This window comes from Lysobacter sp. GCM10012299 (assembly GCF_042649405.1).
GTDB lineage: Bacteria > Pseudomonadota > Gammaproteobacteria > Xanthomonadales > Xanthomonadaceae > Lysobacter_J.
Genome location: NZ_JBHRZC010000002.1, coordinates 428,652 through 446,556 on the forward strand (window position 1 = coordinate 428,652; position 17,905 = coordinate 446,556).

Annotated in this window: 14 protein-coding genes; 10 read left to right on the top strand and 4 right to left on the bottom strand. The window is 67.2% G+C overall.

The window, feature by feature from the left end; all coding sequences use genetic code 11:
• Positions 1-167 precede the first annotated feature (167 nt).
• The 3 genes from glmS to ACFOPO_RS06315 all read left to right on the top strand — a co-directional run bounded on the left by glmS (position 168) and on the right by ACFOPO_RS06315 (position 7,376).
• Positions 168-2,000 carry a glutamine--fructose-6-phosphate transaminase (isomerizing) gene (gene glmS / locus ACFOPO_RS06305; protein WP_386702025.1) on the top strand — a complete coding sequence of 611 codons (1,833 nt, stop codon included), beginning with the start codon at positions 168-170 and terminating at the stop codon, positions 1,998-2,000.
• Positions 2,001-2,137: 137 nt separating this feature from the next.
• A complete protein-coding gene (locus ACFOPO_RS06310; protein WP_386702027.1) occupies positions 2,138-3,223 on the top strand; it encodes an HD-GYP domain-containing protein in 1,086 nt (361 codons plus the stop codon).
• 31 nt (positions 3,224-3,254) lie between these two features.
• Complete coding sequence (locus tag ACFOPO_RS06315; RefSeq protein ID WP_386702029.1) at positions 3,255-7,376, top strand: response regulator; 4,122 nt, start codon at positions 3,255-3,257, stop codon at positions 7,374-7,376.
• 184 nt (positions 7,377-7,560) lie between these two features.
• Here ACFOPO_RS06315 and ACFOPO_RS06320 read toward each other — a convergent pair whose 3' ends face one another.
• Entirely contained in the window at positions 7,561-8,382 is an 822-nt protein-coding gene (locus ACFOPO_RS06320) for an alpha/beta fold hydrolase (protein WP_386702031.1), read from the bottom strand.
• A 233-nt stretch (positions 8,383-8,615) separates the two neighbouring features.
• Between ACFOPO_RS06320 and ACFOPO_RS06325 the strand changes: the two genes are divergently transcribed.
• Positions 8,616-9,278 carry an HD domain-containing protein gene (locus ACFOPO_RS06325; protein WP_386702033.1) on the top strand — a complete coding sequence of 221 codons (663 nt, stop codon included), beginning with the start codon at positions 8,616-8,618 and terminating at the stop codon, positions 9,276-9,278.
• Positions 9,279-9,293: 15 nt separating this feature from the next.
• On the opposite strand, the gene ACFOPO_RS06330 is transcribed toward ACFOPO_RS06325, so the two are convergent.
• The 3 genes from ACFOPO_RS06330 to ACFOPO_RS06340 form a co-directional block, all read right to left on the bottom strand.
• Positions 9,294-10,181: an RNA polymerase sigma-70 factor gene (locus ACFOPO_RS06330; RefSeq protein WP_386702035.1), complete on the bottom strand. Its 888-nt coding sequence runs from the start codon at positions 10,179-10,181 to the stop codon at positions 9,294-9,296.
• Between the two features lie 200 nt (positions 10,182-10,381).
• Positions 10,382-10,795, bottom strand: a complete 414-nt coding sequence (locus ACFOPO_RS06335; protein WP_386702037.1) for a cupin domain-containing protein — start codon at positions 10,793-10,795, stop codon at positions 10,382-10,384.
• An 11-nt stretch (positions 10,796-10,806) separates the two neighbouring features.
• Positions 10,807-11,286, bottom strand: a complete 480-nt coding sequence (locus ACFOPO_RS06340; protein ID WP_386702039.1) for a carboxymuconolactone decarboxylase family protein — start codon at positions 11,284-11,286, stop codon at positions 10,807-10,809.
• Positions 11,287-11,499: 213 nt separating this feature from the next.
• Here ACFOPO_RS06340 and ACFOPO_RS06345 point away from each other — a divergent pair, with 213 nt between their 5' ends.
• From ACFOPO_RS06345 to ACFOPO_RS06370, 6 genes are all read left to right on the top strand, one after another.
• Positions 11,500-11,736, top strand: coding sequence for a sigma factor-like helix-turn-helix DNA-binding protein (locus ACFOPO_RS06345; protein ID WP_386702041.1), 237 nt, complete (start codon positions 11,500-11,502; stop codon positions 11,734-11,736).
• The gene (locus ACFOPO_RS06350) at positions 11,733-12,770 is read left to right on the top strand and encodes a LysR family transcriptional regulator (RefSeq protein WP_386702043.1); all 1,038 of its coding nucleotides are present in this window, start codon (positions 11,733-11,735) and stop codon (positions 12,768-12,770) included. The genes ACFOPO_RS06345 and ACFOPO_RS06350 overlap by 4 nt, the downstream gene beginning before the upstream one ends.
• Positions 12,771-12,881: 111 nt before the next feature.
• Entirely contained in the window at positions 12,882-13,409 is a 528-nt protein-coding gene (locus tag ACFOPO_RS06355; protein ID WP_386702045.1) for an Ohr family peroxiredoxin, read from the top strand.
• Between the two features lie 36 nt (positions 13,410-13,445).
• Positions 13,446-14,732: a cytochrome bc complex cytochrome b subunit gene (locus tag ACFOPO_RS06360; protein ID WP_386702047.1), complete on the top strand. Its 1,287-nt coding sequence runs from the start codon at positions 13,446-13,448 to the stop codon at positions 14,730-14,732.
• Positions 14,733-14,780: 48 nt separating this feature from the next.
• A complete protein-coding gene (locus tag ACFOPO_RS06365; RefSeq protein WP_386702049.1) occupies positions 14,781-15,539 on the top strand; it encodes an SDR family oxidoreductase in 759 nt (252 codons plus the stop codon).
• A gap of 118 nt (positions 15,540-15,657) precedes the next feature.
• Positions 15,658-17,886: a TonB-dependent receptor gene (locus ACFOPO_RS06370; RefSeq protein ID WP_386702051.1), complete on the top strand. Its 2,229-nt coding sequence runs from the start codon at positions 15,658-15,660 to the stop codon at positions 17,884-17,886.
• Positions 17,887-17,905: the final 19 nt, after the last annotated feature.

The following is a 17,905-nucleotide window of genomic DNA, read 5'->3' on the forward strand; positions in this document are numbered from 1 at the left end:
CGCTTAAACAACGCACGAACCGTGCCACGGGCCGGTCCATTGAAATCAGTGGCTTGGAGGGTGCCGCGAGTGTCCGCGGTGTCCGCCCGGACACCCGGGTGTCCGCCGTACAGCGGCGGTACCGCAGCCCCGGCTAAACTAGCCGGACATACAGGGAGTGCTGCCGAATGTGCGGAATTGTTGGTGCGATCGCCGATCGCGACGTGGTGCCGGTCCTGATCGAAGGCCTCAAGCGCCTGGAGTACCGCGGCTACGATTCGGCGGGCATTGCCGTGTTCGACGGGCAGGACATGCGCCGCGTGCGCCGCACCGGGCGGGTTTCGGAGATGGAAGCGGCGGCGCAGGCCGAGGGCTTCCACGCCGGCCTGGGCATCGGCCACACCCGCTGGGCCACGCACGGCGGTGTCACCGAAGCCAACGCGCACCCGCACATCAGCTTCGGCGAGCTGGCGGTGGTCCACAACGGCATCATCGAAAACCACGAAGAGCAGCGTGAGCGCCTGCGTGGCCTGGGCTACACCTTCGAATCGCAGACCGACACCGAAGTCATCGCCCACCTGATCCACTACTTCCAGTCGCAGGGCCGCGACCTGCTCGACGCGGTGCGCTTCGCCGTGCGCGAACTTACCGGCGCCTACGCCATTGCCGTGGTCAGCAAGCACGAGCCGGGCCGCATGATCGCCGCGCGCATGGGTTGCCCGCTGCTGGTCGGCCTGGGCGAGGGCGAGAACTTCATCGCCAGCGACGTCTCGGCGATCATCCAGTCGACGCGTCGCGTGATCTTCCTGGAGGAAGGCGACACCGCCGACGTGCGTCGCGAAGGCGTCAGCGTGTTCGACATCGACGGCGAGCCGGTCGAGCGCGAAGTGCATGTCTCGGACGTATCGCTGGCTTCGCTGGAGCTGGGCCCGTACCGCCACTTCATGCAGAAGGAGATCCACGAGCAGCCGCGCGCGATCGCCGACACGATTGAAGCGGTGATGGACGGCAACGGCTTCACGCCGGCGCTGTTCGGCGCCAATGCCGCCGACGTGCTGCGCGAGTGCGATGGCGTGCAGATCCTCGCCTGCGGCACCAGCTACTACGCCGGCCTGACCGCGCGCTACTGGATCGAGGCGATCGCCGGCATCCCGTGCTCGGTGGAGATCGCCAGCGAGTACCGCTACCGCAAGGCCGTGGCGAACCCGAGGCACCTGATCGTCACCATTTCGCAGTCGGGTGAAACGCTCGACACGATGGAAGCGCTGAAGTACGCCAAGTCGCTCGGCCACGACAAGAGTCTGTCGATCTGCAACGTGCCCGAAAGCGCGATCCCGCGCGCCAGCAAGCTCGTGTACTACACCCGCGCCGGCGCCGAGATTGGCGTGGCGTCGACCAAGGCCTTCACCACCCAGCTGGTGGCGCTGTTCACCCTGGCCGCGACGCTGGCCAAGCTGCAGGGTCGCCTGTCGGCCGAGAAGGAAGCGGAGTACCTGGAAGCGCTGCGCCACCTGCCGGGCAGCGTGCAGCACGCGCTCAACCTCGAGCCGCAGATCGTCAGCTGGGCCGAGCGTTTCGCGCCGCGCCAGCACGCGCTGTTCCTCGGCCGCGGCGTGCATTACCCGATCGCCCTGGAAGGCGCGCTCAAGCTCAAGGAAATCTCCTACATCCACGCCGAGGCCTATCCGGCCGGCGAGCTCAAGCACGGCCCGCTGGCATTGGTCGATGCGACCATGCCGGTGGTGGTGATCGCGCCCAACGACAGCCTGCTCGAGAAGGTGAAGTCGAACATGCAGGAAGTGCGCGCGCGCGGCGGCGAGCTGTTCGTGTTCACCGACGAGGACAGCCAGTTCGGCCCGTCCGACGGCGTGCACGTGATCCGCGCACCGCGCCACGTCGGCGTGCTGTCGCCGGTGGTGCATGCGATCCCGGTGCAGTTGCTGGCGTATCACGCGGCATTGGCGCGTGGCACCGATGTCGACAAGCCGCGCAACCTGGCCAAGTCGGTGACGGTGGAGTAAGCAGCAGCACCCTTCACGGCCTGTTGACGCATCCGGAGCGGAGCATCGCGTTCTCGCGAGAGCTTTTGCCGGCGCTGCCAATGCGCCGTGGAGTGGACATGAACGGCGTCAGGCCTGGGAAGGCAACGGTATTGGTGGTGGACGACACGTCCGCGATCCGGATGGTGTTGAGCGAGATCCTCGAGCCCGACTATCGGGTGCTGACGGCGGACGACGGGCGGAGCGCGCTCGAACTGCTGGCGCGCGAGAGCCCGGACATCGTGCTGCTCGACGTGATGCTGCCCGACTGCACCGGCTTCGAGCTGTGCACCAGGATCAAGGACGATGCGGCCACGAGCGACGTCCCGGTCATCTTCCTGACCTCGCTGGAGCGCATGGAGGACCAGGTGAAAGGCCTCGAGGCCGGCGCCGTCGACTACCTGACCAAACCGGTCCATCCCCGTGTCCTGGCCACGCGCGTGGCCAACCAGTTGCGGATCAAGGAAGCAGCCGACGTGCTGCGCGATCGCGACAGCTGGCTGCGCGACGAGGTGGCGCGCCGCACGCGGGATGTCGAACGCACGCAGGAGGTGGCGATCCTCGCGCTGACGTCGTTGTCCGACACGCGCGACGGCGAGACGGGTTCCCACAGCCACCGCACGCAGCATTTCATGCGCGTGCTGGCGGAGCGGCTCAAGGACCACCCGCGCTTTTCCGATCACCTCGACGGTGCCACCCGCGACCTTCTTGTGCGTTCGGCGCCGCTGCACGACATCGGCAAGATCGGCATCCCCGACCAGATACTGCGCAAGCCGGGGCGCCTGACCGATGAAGAACTGGCGGTGATGAGGACGCATCCGGGCAAGGGCCGCGATGCCATCCAGCGCGCCGAAGACGCGCTGGGAGGCGAAGTGCCCTTCCTGCGGCTGGCCAAGGAGCTGGCCTACGGGCATCACGAACGCTGGGATGGCAGCGGTTACCCGGAAGGCAAGCGCGGCGACGCCATTCCGGTTTCGGCGCGCCTGATGGCGGTGGCCGATGTCTACGATGCGCTGACCAGTCGCCGCGTCTACAAGTCGGGCATGCAGCACGAGCAGGCGATGGCGTTCATCGTCGAACGGCGCGGCACCGACTTCGACCCCGATGTCGCCGACGCCTTCGCCGCGTGCGGCGACGAGTTCGCAGCCATCGCACGACGCTTTGTGGAAGAACAGGAGCGCTCGGCCGCGGAAGCAGTCGAGTAACCGGTGTAGCTGCGGACGGGAGGCGACTGCCATGCCTGGCCTGATGGAACGACTCGAGCGCCTGCCCCTGGTGCGCCGGCTCCAGCTCGGATTCGGCGGCATCGTGCTGTTGGTGGCGTTGCTGGGGATCTACAGCCTGGCGATGAACCGGCAGCAGATGGACGGCATCCGCCGGTTGTACGACATGGACCTGGTCGGGCTGCTGCACGTGGAGTCGGCCCGGGCAGCGCTGTCGGACATGGGCCAGTACCTGCGCCAGGCGGCCATCGTCGACGCCGGCGCGTCGCGCACCGAAGCGCTGCGCCTGTTCGCCGAGTCGGACACCATCCTGCGCAGGAAGATCGAACTGGCGCGCCCGCTGGTCTACCGCGAGTCCACGCGCAGGGACCTGCGCGAGTTCGACCTCGCCTATGCCGGCTACCGCAGCCAGGCCAACTTGATCGCGGCGCTGCTGCGCGAGGCGCCCGAGCGTGGGGGCCCGGCCGATGCCGCATCGCGCCTGACATCGGCCGAGTTCCAGAGCGCCGCCACCGCTACGCGCCAGGCGCTGGAGCGCGTGGCCGCCAGCAAGCGCGAGGGCGCCGACCAGGAGGTTGCACTCGCGGACGCCCGCTATTACGACGGCGTGCGCATGACGCTCGCGGTGTTGATCGTCGCGTTGCTCGCTGGCGCGGTCATCGCAGCGCTGATCAGCCGTTCCATCCGCCGGCCTGCGGATGAGTTGCGCGATGCCGTCGATTCGCTCAGCACGGGCGTGCTCGATGCGCCGATTCCCTTCACGCAATACCCCAACGAAGCCGGTGACCTCGCGCGCGCCCTTGCCACGCTCCAGGTGCAGGCACGACAGACTGCCGACCAGCGCTGGGTGAAGACGCAACTGGCAGCGATCATCGGGGAGCTGCAGTCGGCGGCGGATCCGGCCGAGCTGACCGCGCGCTTCTTCTCGACGCTGGCGCCATTGCTCGGCATCTGCCGGGGCGTGTTGTATGCGCACCAGCCGGAAGGAACGCTGACGCGGCAGGGCGGTTATGCCGACGGCGGCGCGGCCACGACAATTGCGTTGGGCGAAGGCCTGCTCGGGCAATGCGCGGTCGAGCGCAAGCCCATCACCCTGGCGCCGGCGCCCGCCGAGTTCCTGCGAGTGGGGTCCGCGCTGGGCTCGGCAACGCCGGCGCAGGTGCACCTGCTGCCCCTGGTGCGACGCAAGCGCCTGCTGGGCGTGCTGGAAATCGCAAGCTTCGAGGCACTCGAACCACCGCAGCGCGACCTGCTCGACCAGGTCGTGCCGATCCTCGCGATGAACCTGGAAATCCTCGAGCGCACGATGCGCACGCGACAGCTGCTCGAGGAGAGCCGTCACCAGGAAGAGCTGCTGGCACGGCAGGCGGCCAGCCTGAAGGCGCAGACCATGGCGCTGGAAGAGCAGCAGGAAACCATCGGCGCCGCCAAGGCCTGGTACCGCGGCATCATCGAGTCCGCACCCGACGGCATGATGATCGTCGACGACAACGGTCGCATCATCATGACCAATCCGAAGGTGGAGGCCATCTTCGGCTACGACCGCGATGAGCTGACAGGTGTCGCCGTCGAGCAGCTGGTGCCGTCGGCGTCGTCGACACGGCACACCGGCTTGCGGCGATCTTTCTTTGGCCACGGCATCAGTCGCCAGATGGGCGGCTCCAACTCCGACCTGCGTGGCGTCCGCAAGGACGGCACCGAGTTGTCGGTCGAGATCGGGCTGTCGTTCCTGCCCGCGCTGGAGGGGCAGGGCGCGTGTGTCTGCGCTTCGGTCCGCGACGTGAGCAAGCGGCGCGAAATGGAGAACGCGCTGCAGCAGAGTGAAGAGCGCCTGCGCTACATCCTCGACCGCAGCCCGGTCTGCGTCGGCGTCGCGACCCGGGATGCGATCCGCTTCGCCAACCCGAAGTTCGTGCAGACCTTCGGCCTCGGCGTCGGCGACGACCCCACGCAGATGTACGTCGACCCGAGCGACCGCATCCGCGTGCGCGACCACCTGGCCGCGCACGCGATCCTGTCCGCCACCGACTTCAAGCTGTACGACCGTGACCGTCGCGAACGCGACGTGCTGGCCACGTACCTGCCGATCGACTATGACGGCGAAGCCGGTGCGCTGGCGTGGTTCATCGACGTGACCGACCAGAAGGCGGCGCAGGCGGCGTCGCTGGCAGCGAAGGAACTGGCCGAGGAAGCCACGCAGGCCAAGAGCAACTTCCTCGCCAACATGAGCCACGAGATCCGCACGCCGATGAACGCCATCATCGGCATGAGCTACCTGGCGTTGCAGCTGGAGCTCGACTCGCGGCAACGCGGCTACCTGGAGAAGATCCACCGTTCCGCCGGCAACCTGCTGTCGATCATCAACGACATCCTGGACTTCTCGAAGATCGAGGCGGGCCAGATGAGCGTGGAGCACGTAGCCTTCGATCTTCGCGACGTGCTCGACCACGTCAGCAGCGTGGCCGGCCTCAACGCCGAGCAGAAGGGACTGGAACTGGTGTACCGGCTGCCGGCGGACCTGCCCACCCAGCTGGTCGGCGATCCCCTGCGGCTGGGGCAGATCCTGCTCAACCTCACCAACAACGCCATCAAGTTCAGTGAGCGCGGCGCGGTCATCGTCGGCTTCGAACTGCCGCGCGAGGTCGCGCCGGGAGAGATCGAACTGCATGCGTGGGTGAAGGACGAAGGCATCGGCATGAGCAAGGAGCAGATCGGGCGCCTGTTCCAGTCGTTCGTCCAGGGCGATTCCGCCACCACCCGCCGCTTCGGCGGGACCGGCCTGGGGCTGGCGATCTCGCGCCGCCTGGCCGAGCTCATGCACGGCGACATCCAGGTGGAGAGCACGCTGGGTGTCGGCTCGACGTTCCATCTGCGTGTACGCCTCGGCACACAGATGTCCTCGCAGGCCGCAGTCGGCAGCCACGGCCTTCGCGGCCTGTCGGCGCTGGTGGTGGACGACAACGAAGCCACGCGCGAGGCCCTGCTGGCGATGGTGCGCGGCATGGGGCTGGTGGCGGACGGCGCGAGCCGCGGCGAAGACGCCGTGCGGATGTTCACGCAGCGCGGCCCTTACCAGGTGCTGTTGATGGACTGGAAGATGCCGGGAATGGATGGCATCGACACGCTGCATCGGATCGCCGCGATGGGCATGGCGATGCCGGCGACGGTGCTGGTCACCGCATTCGATCCGGACGAAGCGCAGGAGGAAGCGCGGCGCCGTGGCGTCGTGCTCGACCGCGCGCTGGCCAAGCCGGTGATGCCGTGGGTGCTGCGGGAAACCATCACGGCCGTGCTGCAGGGCGCGGCCGCGGACAGCGGCGACACTCGCGACGCGGCTCGCCGCAAGGTGGTGACGTCACTGGTCGGCAGCCGCATCCTGCTGGTCGAGGACAACGAGCTCAATCGCGAACTGGCGCAGGACCTGCTGCGCCGTGCCGGCGTCGAAGTGGTGTGGGCCGGCAATGGCCGGGAGGCGCTGGAAGTGCTGGAGCACGATCCGCTGTTCGATGGCGTGCTCATGGATTGCCAGATGCCGGTCATGGACGGCTACGAAGCGACGCGTGCCATCCGCGGGCGACTGGGATTGAAGGAACTGCCGATCATCGCGATGACGGCGAGTGCGATGTCCGGTGATCGTGACGCCGCGCTGGCAGCGGGCATGAACGATCACATTCCGAAACCTATTGATGTCGAGGCGATGCTGGCGACCATGTCGCGCTGGATGGAACCCTGCGAGCGCAGGACGCCGCCCCACGCCGCTGCCACCACCGCGACGACGGGGTCGCTGCCGGCCATCGACCAGGACGTCGGCCTGGCGACGTGCGGGCACAACGCGGCGCTCTATCGCAGGCTGCTGCTGGGGTTCCTTCGTGATTACGCGGACTTTGGCGCTGCCTTCAGTGCGGCTTGCCAATCGGCGGACGCCACGGCGCCGAGACGCCTGGCGCATGATCTGCGCGGCACTGCTGCGTGCATTGGTGCGCGTGAGGTGGCCGAGCAGGCCAAGGCGCTGGAGGAGGCGTGCGAGGCCGGTGCTGGCCGGCAGGAGATCGATGGGCTCGTCGAGCGCACTTTGGTGGCATTGCGTCCGGTGCTGGGCGGTCTGGCGAGCCTCGAGGTGCAGGCGGCGGCGTGACGTGACGGCCCCCGGATGCGCTGCGCTTATCCGGGCTACGTCCCAGCGTGGAGTGCGTAGCCCGGGTAAGCGCAGCGCACCCGGGGCCACCATCAACCGTAGCCCGGGTAAGCGCAGCGCACCCGGGTCACCATCAACCCATGCCCCGTAGCCCGGGTAAGCGCAGCGCACCCGGGATCACCGATCAGCTGCGGAAGAACGCCAGCAAATCCGGATTGATCACATCCGCATGCGTCGTGCACATGCCATGCGGAAAACCCTTGTAGACCTTCAGCGTGCCATTGCGCAGCAGCTTCGACGAGAGCATCGCCGAGATGCCGATCGGCACGATCTGGTCGTCGTCACCGTGCATCACCAGCGTCGGCACCTCGATGCTCTTGAGGTCCTGCGTGAAGTCGGTTTCTGAGAAGGCGGCAATGCAGTCGTACTGCGCCTTGGCGCCGCCGATCATCGCCTGTCGCCACCAGTTCGCGCGGACCGGCTCCTGCAGCGGCGTGCCGGGACGGTTGAAACCGTAGAACGGCAGCGGGAAGTCCCAGTAATAGCCGGCCCGATTGGCCGCCATGTCCTTGCGAATGCCGTCGAGCACCTCGCGAGGCAGGCCATCGGGGTTGGTGTCGGTCTTGACCATGATCGGCGGCACCGCGCCGATCAGGACCAGTTTGGCGACGCGGCCCTTGCCATGCTTTGCGACATAGCGCGTGGCCTCGCCGCCGCCCGTCGAATGGCCAACGTGGATCGCATCGCGCAGGTCCAGGTGCGCCACCAGCTCGGCGACGTCCGCGGCGTACGTGTCCATCTCGTTGCCCGTGGCGGTCTGGCTCGAGCGGCCGTGGCCACGCCGGTCGTGGGCGATGACGCGGTAGCCCTTGTCGAGGAAGTACAGCATCTGGGTGTCCCAGTCGTCGCTGCACAAGGGCCAGCCATGATGGAAGACGATGGGCTGGCCGCTGCCCCAATCCTTGTAGTAGATCTCGGTGCCGTCTTTGGTGGTGATCGATTGCATGTCGTGGCTCCTCGTGGGGGTGTGCGAACCATAGAAATCCCGACGGTTCGGCGGTAGTCCTGTGCCGGTGGCCACGTTGTTGACCCCGACGCACCAATGGCTGGCATCCAATCGCGACGACCGGCAACGGCGCGCATTGATGCGCGACAGGCAACACCGTGCGCCTGCCGCGGGCGCTACCGGGCCCGGTGTGCGGAACCTAGGATCAGGCCATCCACCAGCGGAGCGCTGCAATGACTTCGAACAACAGCACGCAGACCCCCACCCGTCTCCTGGCCGGTGTCGACGTTCCCGACACGCCGCTGGTCAACAGTGCCATCGCGTTCGCCCGCGACCACAGCGATGCCTACCTGTTCAACCATGTCATGCGCTCGTGGCTGTTCGCCGCGGTGATCGCACGGACGAAGGGCCAACCGCATGACGCCGAGGTCCTGGCCGTCTCCGCCCTGCTGCACGACATCGGGTTGACGCCGGTCGCGAGCGGTGCGCTGCGCTTCGAGGTGGACGGTGCCAACGCGGCGCGGGCGTTCGCGCGCGAGCACAGCGTCGACGAGCGACGCACCCAGCTGATCTGGGACAGCATCGCGCTGAACTCGACGCCATCGATCTGCCTGCACAAGGAAGCCGAGGCATCGCTGTGCGTGCAGGGCGTGGCCGTGGACTGGGGTGGCTGGGGCTTCGATGCCATACCGGCCGACAAGATGGCCAGCATCCTGGCCGAGTTCCCGCGCCTGAAGTTCAAGCAGGGATTCACGCAGGCCATCTGCGGCATCTGCGAGCGGCACCCGGAGACCACCTACGACAACTTCGCGCGCGACTTCGGCGAGCGGCTGGTCCCGGGCTACCGGGCGCCGTCGCTGGTGGATGCGCTGCAGGGCGCGCCGTTCGAGGAGTAGCCTGGGTCGGTGCCGTCAGTTCAGCGACGACGACTGGTTGGCGGCGATGCGTCGGAGCTTCTCCGGATTTCGCTGCACATAGACCTGGGTGATGCGCTCGCCGTCGGTGTCGTAGGACTGCGCCGATTCCAGTTTCCCGCCGATGTAGCGCAGCACGCCCAGACGACCGTTGATCGTGGTGAGTCGCAGCTCGAGCTGGTCCTTGTTGCGCAGCGTGCAGGCAAACAGCAGCTGGGCGATGCGTTCGCCGCCGACCATGGGCTTGGGGAAGCTGGTGACGAAGCCGCCACCGTCACCGACCAGCGTGGCCGACTCGGCCATCATCTCCTTCATGGCCTGAAAGTCGGCGTTGTTCCAGGCCGCGGCGAAGCGCTGCATCAGTCGCTGGTGGTCAGCGGCGGACACCACATAACGCGGCCGCTCCTCGCGCAGCTGGCTCTTGGCGCGGTGCACGATCTGGCGGACGGCGGCTTCGCTCTTGTCGAGCGTCGCGGCGATGTCGCTGTAGTCGGCGTCGAAGACTTCGCGCAGCAGGAAGGCGGCGCGCGCTTCCGGTGACAGCCGCTCGAGCACGGTGAGGAAGGCGATCGACAGGTCGCTCGACGCTTCCTGGAGTTGTTCGGGCGTGGACGGGCCGTCGGTCAGCACGGGCTCGGGCAACCAGATGCCGACGTAGTGCTCGCGGTCGCTGCGCGCCTTGCGCAGGCGGTCGATGGAGCGTCGCGTGGCGGTGGTGACCAGCCAGGCTTCGGGGTCGGCAACCGTGGCCGTATCCGTCTCGTGCCAACCCAGCCAGACATCCTGGACAACATCCTCCGCCTCGGCGACGGAGCCAAGCATGCGGTATGCCACGCCGAGCAGGCGTGGCCGGAGTCGGGTGAAGATGTCGGTGGCGCCTTCCATACGACACAGGTCGGAACAGAAGGCGCGATTGTGACGTCTGGAGCGTTCGGCGGGCGTGGAGGCCACCCAGCGCGCCTCGCCAGGGTGCCCGGGCAGTGCCCGGGCCATGGCCGCGGTGGAGAAACGGGGGAGGTGCGTCGCCACCGTGCCGGCCATGAACCCCGACACTGCCCGGGAACAACTGGGGCAAGCCCGGCTCGTCAGGAGCCCGGGATCACCGCCGGCTTGCCGGCATCCTTGAGCATGAACACGACGAACTTCGCCGGCTTGTCGTTGCTCGCGTTGCGGCTGACGGTGTGGATGTCGCCCGGCGATTCGCTCCAGCTCTGCCCGGCGGTCAGCGTGACCTCCTTGCCACCCTGCACCGCCATCACCACCGAACCTTCGATGACGTAAACGAACGCGTGGGCGTCGTGGTGGTGTAGCGGCGAGGAGCCGCCCGGCGGGTAGTCGACGGTGAGCACCAGGCCTTCCTTGCCCGGGTACTCGGGCAGCGCCTTGGTCAGGACCGGCTTGACGATCGGGGCCGGGGCGGCGTGGGCGTGCTGGGCCTGGGCGGTGGTGATGCCGGACAACAGCAGTCCGGCCATCGCCAGTGAGTGATGGATGCGCATGCGGGGTCTCCTCAGGAAAGTCCGGCCTTTTCCAGGCCGTAGGCCTTGTCGGCGGTGCCGGGAACGGCACGGAAGCCGATGCTGATCCGGTTCCAGGCGTTGATGGCCATGATGTCCCAGGTGAGGTCGACGATTTCCTGCTCCGACAGCTGCGTGCGCACGCGGTCGTAGATCTCGTCGGACACGCCCAGCGGCGACAGCTGCGTCAGCGCTTCGGTCCAGGCCAGGGCCGCGCGTTCACGCGGGGAAAACAGCTGTGACTCGCGCCAGATGGCGACGTGGTGCAGGCGCAGCGGGCGCTCACCGTGGATGGTGGCTTCCTTGATGTGCATGTCCACGCAGAACGCGCAGCCGTTGAGTTGCGAGGCACGGATGTTGACCAGGTCATGGATCGGCTGCTCGATCGACGACTTGCGGGTCAACATGCTGAATTCGACGAACTTCTTCAGCAGTTCCGGGGATTGCTTCTGGTAGTCGAGGCGTTGGCTCATGGCGAGCGCTCCTTTCTTCAATGGGGGACTTGAACAGGGGGCTGGCCGGCGGCCGCAGTCCTGCTTGGCGGTCAATCTAGGCACCGCGCCCCCGCGGCGGTAGATCACGCACCGGACGCGCAGTGTTGAGCGCGACGCACCAATGGCCTGTCACAGAACCGGTCGCTGCCGCGACCTGGATACATGACGACAGCCACAGGAAAGCCCCAGTTCATGCCATCGAAGGCCGATCGCATCTGGACCGTGTTCATCTCCGCACTCGACGGACTTGAGCCGGACGTCCGTGCAGCGTTCCTGCTGCATGAGGTGTTCGAGGCCAGCTATGACGAAATCGCCCGGCTGATCGGCGAACCGGCGGATACCTGCCGGGCCCATGTCGAGTACGCCCGCGCGCACGCGCAGACGTACGTGGAACCCCTGTGTGACAAGAAGAAGGCGCCGCCGCTATGAATGCATTGCCCAAGCCCACCAACACCAGCGCGACCGACCAGGCCGACCGGATGGCATCGAGCTTCTCCGCCAGCTATGCCGGCGTGGTCGCCTTCATCACGGTGGCCACCGAGGGCAGCTTTGCCCGCGCCGCCGATCGCCTCGGCGTCGGTCGATCGGCAGTGAGCCGCAGCGTCCAGAAGCTGGAAGGACAGCTCGGCGCGCGCCTGTTCTCGCGGACCACGCGCTCGACCACGCTCACGGCCGAAGGCGAACTGTTCTTCGAGAACTGCCGGCCCGGCGTCGAACGCATCGTCCAGGCGCTGGAAGAGATGCGCGACCTGCGCGACGGCCCGCCGCGCGGGCAGCTGCGGATCAGCGCCACGCACGGCTTCGGCCGCAAGATCATCGCGCCGCTGATGAGCGAGTTCCACATGCGCTATCCCGGCATCGCGATCGAACTGCTGCTCGACGAACGCACCCCCGACCTTGCCGTCGACCGGGTCGACGTCGCCTTCCGCGAAGGCCGCCTCGACGACAGCCAGGTGATCGCCAAGCAGATCATCCCGATGCAGATGGTGGTGTGTGCATCGCCCGACTACGCGCGCCGGCACGGCCTCCCGGCCTCGATCGAAGAGCTGGATGCGCACGCGTGCATCAACCGCCGGTTGCCGAACGGGCGCCTGCGCAGCTGGGACTTCAAGGTCGACGGCCGGCCGCACAGCGTGACGCCGCAGGCCGACATCGTCGTCAACGACGACGACCTGATGCTGCATGCGTTGATGGAAGGGCAGGGGCTGGCGCAGATCCCGGCGTTCGAGGTCTGCGACGAACTGCGCAAGGGCACGCTGGTGACCTGCCTGGCCCAGCACGCACCCGACGACCGCGGCCACTACCTGTGCTACCTCAGCCGCCGGCAGCTGCCCAAGCGCGTGCGCGCCTTCATCGACTTCATCACCACGCAGGTGCGCGCCCTCGACCTGGACTGCTCCACCGCCGTCGCCCGCATGCACGCCGACGCGGCTTTCACCGAGGGTGAAGCCGTCGCGGCCTGACGACGCGATTGGTGCACGGCAGGAAACATCGTGCATCCAGCCGAAGGGCTACTGCATGCCTCCCCGCCCACCTAGCATCGCCCCGCAATCTCCGTAAGGACACGCATTCAAATGACCCAGCTGAAGCCACCGCCGGTAAGCCTGCTCGACAAGTACTACGGAGACGAAGCCGAAGCCATCTACACGGGTCGCGTACGAATCACGGGTGGAGAAGCGGCGCACGGTCGCGCCTCCGGCATCGTCAGGTCCGACGATGGGTCGCTGGAAGCACACCTGCGCCTGCCCGTGGAGCTGGGCGGCCCCGGTGGCGGCAGCAATCCGGAACAGTTGATGGCGGCCAGCTACGGCGCCTGCTTCCACGGCGTGCTCAAGCTGCTGGCGATCCGCTCCGGGCTGGACCTGGCCGATTCCACCGTCGACGCCGCCGTGACCTTCGCGCGTGACCCGATGGACGGACTGTTCCTGTTGTCGGCGGAAATCCGCGTCTACCTGCCGGGGATCGATCGCGCCTGCGCCGCCGAGCTGGTCCGCAACGCAGAACGCATCTGCCCCTACGCGAAGATGTTCAGGGACGGCATCGACCACGTCGTGGCGCTTGCGCCCGAACACGAGTCGCCGCCCGGCGGCGAAGCTGCCTGAACCGCGATGCCGGCAATGCCGGCAGGACAGACTGACATGGCCCTCAAGATCGTCCGCATCTACCCGAAGAACCGACTGCTGGCCTGGGTCGAGGACCGGCTGCCGCTGACCTCGTTCCTGGCCGCCCACACCAGCCGCTACTACGCGCCGAAGAATTTCAACTTCTGGTACCTCATGGGCGCGCTGGCGAGCGTGGCACTGGTCAACCAGCTGGTCACGGGCATCTTCCTGGCGATGCACTTCAAGCCGTCGTCGGCCGAAGCGTTCTCGTCGGTCGAATACATCATGCGCGACGTGGAGTGGGGCTGGCTGATCCGCTACATGCACTCCACCGGGGCATCGCTGTTCTTCGTGGTGATCTACCTGCACATGTTCCGCGCGCTGTTGTACGGCTCGTACAAGAAGCCGCGCGAACTGGTGTGGATCCTGGGCATGATGATCTACCTGGTGCTGATGGCCGAAGCCTTCATGGGCTACGTGCTGCCCTGGGGGCAGATGTCGTTCTGGGGCGCCAAGGTGATCATCTCGCTGTTCGGCGCCATCCCGGTGGTCGGCGAGAGCCTGCAGCACTGGGTGATGGGCGACTACGTGCCCGGCGACGCCACGCTCAACCGCTTCTTCTCGCTGCACGTGATCGCGCTGCCGATCATCCTGCTGTTGCTGGTCACCGTGCACATCCTGGCCCTGCACGAAGTGGGCTCCAACAACCCGGACGGCATCGAGATCCACGAGAACAACGGGCCCGACGGCACGCCGCTGGACGGCATCCCGTTCCACCCCTACTACTCGGTCGAGGACCTGCTGAGCACGGCCGTCTTCATCCTGATCGCTGCGTTCATGATCTTCTTCGTGCCGACGGTGGGCGGGCTGTTCCTCGAGCACGACAACTTCACCGAGGCCAACCCGCTGGTCACGCCCGAGCACATCAAGCCGGTGTGGTACTTCACCCCGTACTACGCGATGTTGCGCGTCATCCCGCACAAGCTCAGCGGCGTGATCGTGATGGCGCTGGCCATCGGCGTGCTGTTCCTGATGCCGTGGCTGGATCGCGGCAAGGTCCGCTCCATCCGCTATCGCGGCCGCGGCTACAAGATCGCGCTGGGGCTGTTCGCGGTTGCGTTCGTGCTGCTGGGCGCGATCGGCATCGGCGCGGTGGCGCATTTGCTGCCCAGCCTGCTCGGCGAAGGCATCGACGTGAACATCATCGAGAACTGGATCGGTCGCGTGCTGGTGGCGATCTACTTCGGCTTCTTCGCATTCACCTGGGCGTACACCCACTTCGGCTTCGAGCGGACGCTTCCGCTGCCGGAACGGGTGCGGTAGCCACGACGCCGGCCACGCATTCGCACACCCCCCCCACAGGAGCAGGACATGAAGATCGTAGTCATCGGCGGCACGGGCCTGATCGGCACCAAGCTGTGCAACAACCTGCGCGAGCTGGGCCACGAGGCCGTGGCCGCGGCGCCGAACACCGGCGTCAACACCATCACCGGCGAAGGCTTGAAAGAGGCGCTGCAAGGTGCCGATGTCGTCGTCGACGTGGCCAACTCGCCCTCGTTCGAAGAGCAGGCGGTGATGGAGTTCTTCCAGACCTCCGGCCGCAACCTGCTCGCCGCCGAAGCCGAGGCAGGCGTGAAGCACCACGTCGCGCTCTCGGTCGTGGGTTCGGACCGCAAGCCGGGCAATGCCTACTTCCGCGCCAAGCTGGCGCAGGAAGACCTGATCAGGGCGTCGGGCCGGCCGTACACGATCCTGCGTGCCACCCAGTTCTATGAGTTCCTCAATGCCATTGCCCACTCCGGCACCAAGGGCGAGGCCATCCACATCTCCACCGCTGCGTTCCAGCCGCTGGCCGCCACCGACGTGGCGGCGGCGCTGACGAAGGTGACCGTGGGCGAGCCGAAGAACGATGTCGTGGAAGTGGCCGGTCCCGATCGCCGCCCGATGTCGGATTTCGTCCAGGACTACCTGAAGTTCTACAAGGAATCGCGCGACGTCGTCGCCGATGCCGGCGCGGAGTACTTCGGTGCACCGATCACCGACAGCTCGCTGACGCCCGGCCCGAACCCGATCGTCGGCGCGATCAAGTTCGAGGACTGGCTGAAGACGTCGCCGCCGCCGCCGCGTTGAGCACGGGCTGAGCAACGGCAGGTGCCGGCACGGACGCCGGCACCGATGAGAACCATTCGCAAATGCGATTAGATCGCATTAAGATCGGCGGTTCTCTCATGCACTCCAAGGATCGGGAATGCAAAAACGTGCCATTGCTGTGACTGTCGCTGTGATGTTGCCAGCGATCTGCCTCCCTTCCGTCGCGCTCGCTTCTGACGACAACGAGCCCGCAACGCTCGACAAGGTCGTGGTCATCGCGTCCCGCGCACCGCAGGCGATCAGTGCCATCCCCGCGACCGTGTGGGTCATCGAACGCGAACAGCTCGAACGGCAGACGCGCGCCGGCGTGCCGCTGAAAGAGGCGGTCGCGCAGCTCATCCCCGGCCTCGACATCGGCGCGCAGGGCCGCACCAACTTCGGCCAGAACCTGCGCGGGCGCAGCGTGCTGGTGATGATCGACGGCGTGTCGCTCAACAGTGCGCGTTCGGTCAGTCGCCAGTTCGATAGCATCGACCCGTTCAACATCGAGCGCATCGAAGTGCTGTCAGGCGCCAGCGCCGTCCACGGTGGCGGCGCAACCGGCGGCGTGGTCAACATCGTCACGCGCCGGGGCGACGCCGGTGGACTCGCGCTGGAAAGCGAGCTTGGCGGGCGCAGTGGCCTGCACGCAGGCGATGACCTCGACTGGCGCGTCGCGCAGTCCGTGGAGGGTGGAACCGACGCGGTGGCGGCACGGCTGGCGCTGGCCTACCAGGACAACGGCGGCGCCTACGATGCCAATGGCGACCAGGTGTTGCCCGACATCACCCAGACCGATCTGCAGTACAACCGGTCGCTGGACCTGATGGGCAATGTCGACTTCCGCTTCGATGGCGGTCGCGTGCTGCGCCTGGGCGCGCAGGTCTATCGCTCCGGCTACGAAGGCGACAAGGCGTTGTACCTCGGGCCGAACCTCACCGGCGTGCTGGGCCGCCCGACGCGGCCGGAGTTGATCGAGGTCCGCGGCGGATTCGACTCCGACATGACGCCGCGCAGCAGCCGATGGCAGGCCAACGCCGACTTCCATGCGCCCGATGTGTTCGGTGGCCAGGACGTCTGGTGGCAGGGATTCACCCGCTCCGAAACGCTGGCGTTCAATCCGTTCCCCGGTGTCGATCGCCTCGCCGGGCGCAGCGTGCCGTACTACTCCGCGTCCAGGCAGGAGACAGGCTATTCGGGGATGAAGCTTGTGCTGGAGAAGCGCTGGCCGTCACTGCAGCTGACCTACGGCATCGACCATGACCACGAGCGCTTCGACGCGACCCAGGTCATGTTCGACCCGCGCGTCGCCTTCGCCAGCGGCGGGCTATCGATACGCGAAATCGACCGCATCGGACGATACCCGCGTTACACGATCGATGGCCTGGCCGGATTCGCGCAGGCGCAATGGAAGGCGACCGCGTCGTTGAGTCTCAGCGCCGGCTGGCGTCGCCAGCACACGGCGGTGGAGGTCGACGATTTCATCGCCGCGGCACAACAGCGCTGGCTGTCGACCGGCGTCGGGCGAACGGCCGACGCGATCCCGGGTGGCAGCAACGACTACGACGTCGACCTGTTCAATGCCGGCGCGATCTGGGCAACAAGCAGGCGCAGCCAGGTGTGGAGCAACTACAGCGAAGGCTTCGACCTGCCGGACCCGGGCAAGTACTACGGGCAGGGCAGCTACCAGTTGCAGGGCAGCCACTGGCGGCTGCTGCGGGGCGTGAGCGTCGATGATTCGCCGCTGTCCGGCATCAAGACCCGCCAGGTGGAACTGGGCTGGCGCCTGCACGGCGATGCGATCGACCTGCAGGCTGCCGCCTTCCACGCCTGGTCGGACCGCGACATCGTCGTGGTGCCGCTGACCCTGGCCATCGACGAAGTGGATCGCAAGGTGCGCAACCGCGGTGTCGAAGCGCAGGCCAGCTGGCAGGTCGGACGCGACTGGCAGCTGGGCGCCAATGCGCTTGCCATCCGCACGGAGCGGCAGCTGGCAGGCCGTTGGCAGCGTGCGGCCGTGACTGACGCCAGCCCGTCGAAGCTGGGCCTGTTCAGCGCATGGGAAGGCGAGCGCGGCGGTGTGCGGCTGCAGTGGCTGCGGGCGTTCGACCTGCGCGATGGCGAAGGCCGCGAACTGGATGGCTACGCCACTGCCGATCTGCTCGGCCATTGGAAGCTGCCGGCAGGCACGTTGAATGTCGGCATCCAGAACCTCGCCAATGCGGACTACGCGACGCACTGGGGGCAGCGTGCCCAGCTGTTCTATGGCGCGCTGCTGGCGCCGGAGGCATTCGCGTTCAACGGACGCGGCCGCACGTTTGGCGTGAGCTACAGCGCACGCTACTGAGCCACGCAGCGCGACCCGC

Bases quoted from the DNA above. Each gene is read 5' to 3' on its own strand.
- ACFOPO_RS06345 (WP_386702041.1), top strand. From the start codon at position 11,500: ATGCCATCGAAGGCCGATCGCATCTGGACCGTGTTCATCTCCGCACTC.
- ACFOPO_RS06315 (WP_386702029.1), top strand. From the start codon at position 3,255: ATGCCTGGCCTGATGGAACGACTCGAGCGCCTGCCCCTGGTGCGCCGG.
- glmS (WP_386702025.1), top strand. From the start codon at position 168: ATGTGCGGAATTGTTGGTGCGATCGCCGATCGCGACGTGGTGCCGGTC.
- ACFOPO_RS06325 (WP_386702033.1), top strand. From the start codon at position 8,616: ATGACTTCGAACAACAGCACGCAGACCCCCACCCGTCTCCTGGCCGGT.
- ACFOPO_RS06365 (WP_386702049.1), top strand. From the start codon at position 14,781: ATGAAGATCGTAGTCATCGGCGGCACGGGCCTGATCGGCACCAAGCTG.
- ACFOPO_RS06320 (WP_386702031.1), bottom strand. From the start codon at position 8,382: ATGCAATCGATCACCACCAAAGACGGCACCGAGATCTACTACAAGGAT.
- ACFOPO_RS06340 (WP_386702039.1), bottom strand. From the start codon at position 11,286: ATGAGCCAACGCCTCGACTACCAGAAGCAATCCCCGGAACTGCTGAAG.
- ACFOPO_RS06330 (WP_386702035.1), bottom strand. From the start codon at position 10,181: ATGGAAGGCGCCACCGACATCTTCACCCGACTCCGGCCACGCCTGCTC.
- ACFOPO_RS06335 (WP_386702037.1), bottom strand. From the start codon at position 10,795: ATGCGCATCCATCACTCACTGGCGATGGCCGGACTGCTGTTGTCCGGC.
- ACFOPO_RS06370 (WP_386702051.1), top strand. From the start codon at position 15,658: ATGCAAAAACGTGCCATTGCTGTGACTGTCGCTGTGATGTTGCCAGCG.
- ACFOPO_RS06350 (WP_386702043.1), top strand. From the start codon at position 11,733: ATGAATGCATTGCCCAAGCCCACCAACACCAGCGCGACCGACCAGGCC.
- ACFOPO_RS06355 (WP_386702045.1), top strand. From the start codon at position 12,882: ATGACCCAGCTGAAGCCACCGCCGGTAAGCCTGCTCGACAAGTACTAC.
- ACFOPO_RS06360 (WP_386702047.1), top strand. From the start codon at position 13,446: ATGGCCCTCAAGATCGTCCGCATCTACCCGAAGAACCGACTGCTGGCC.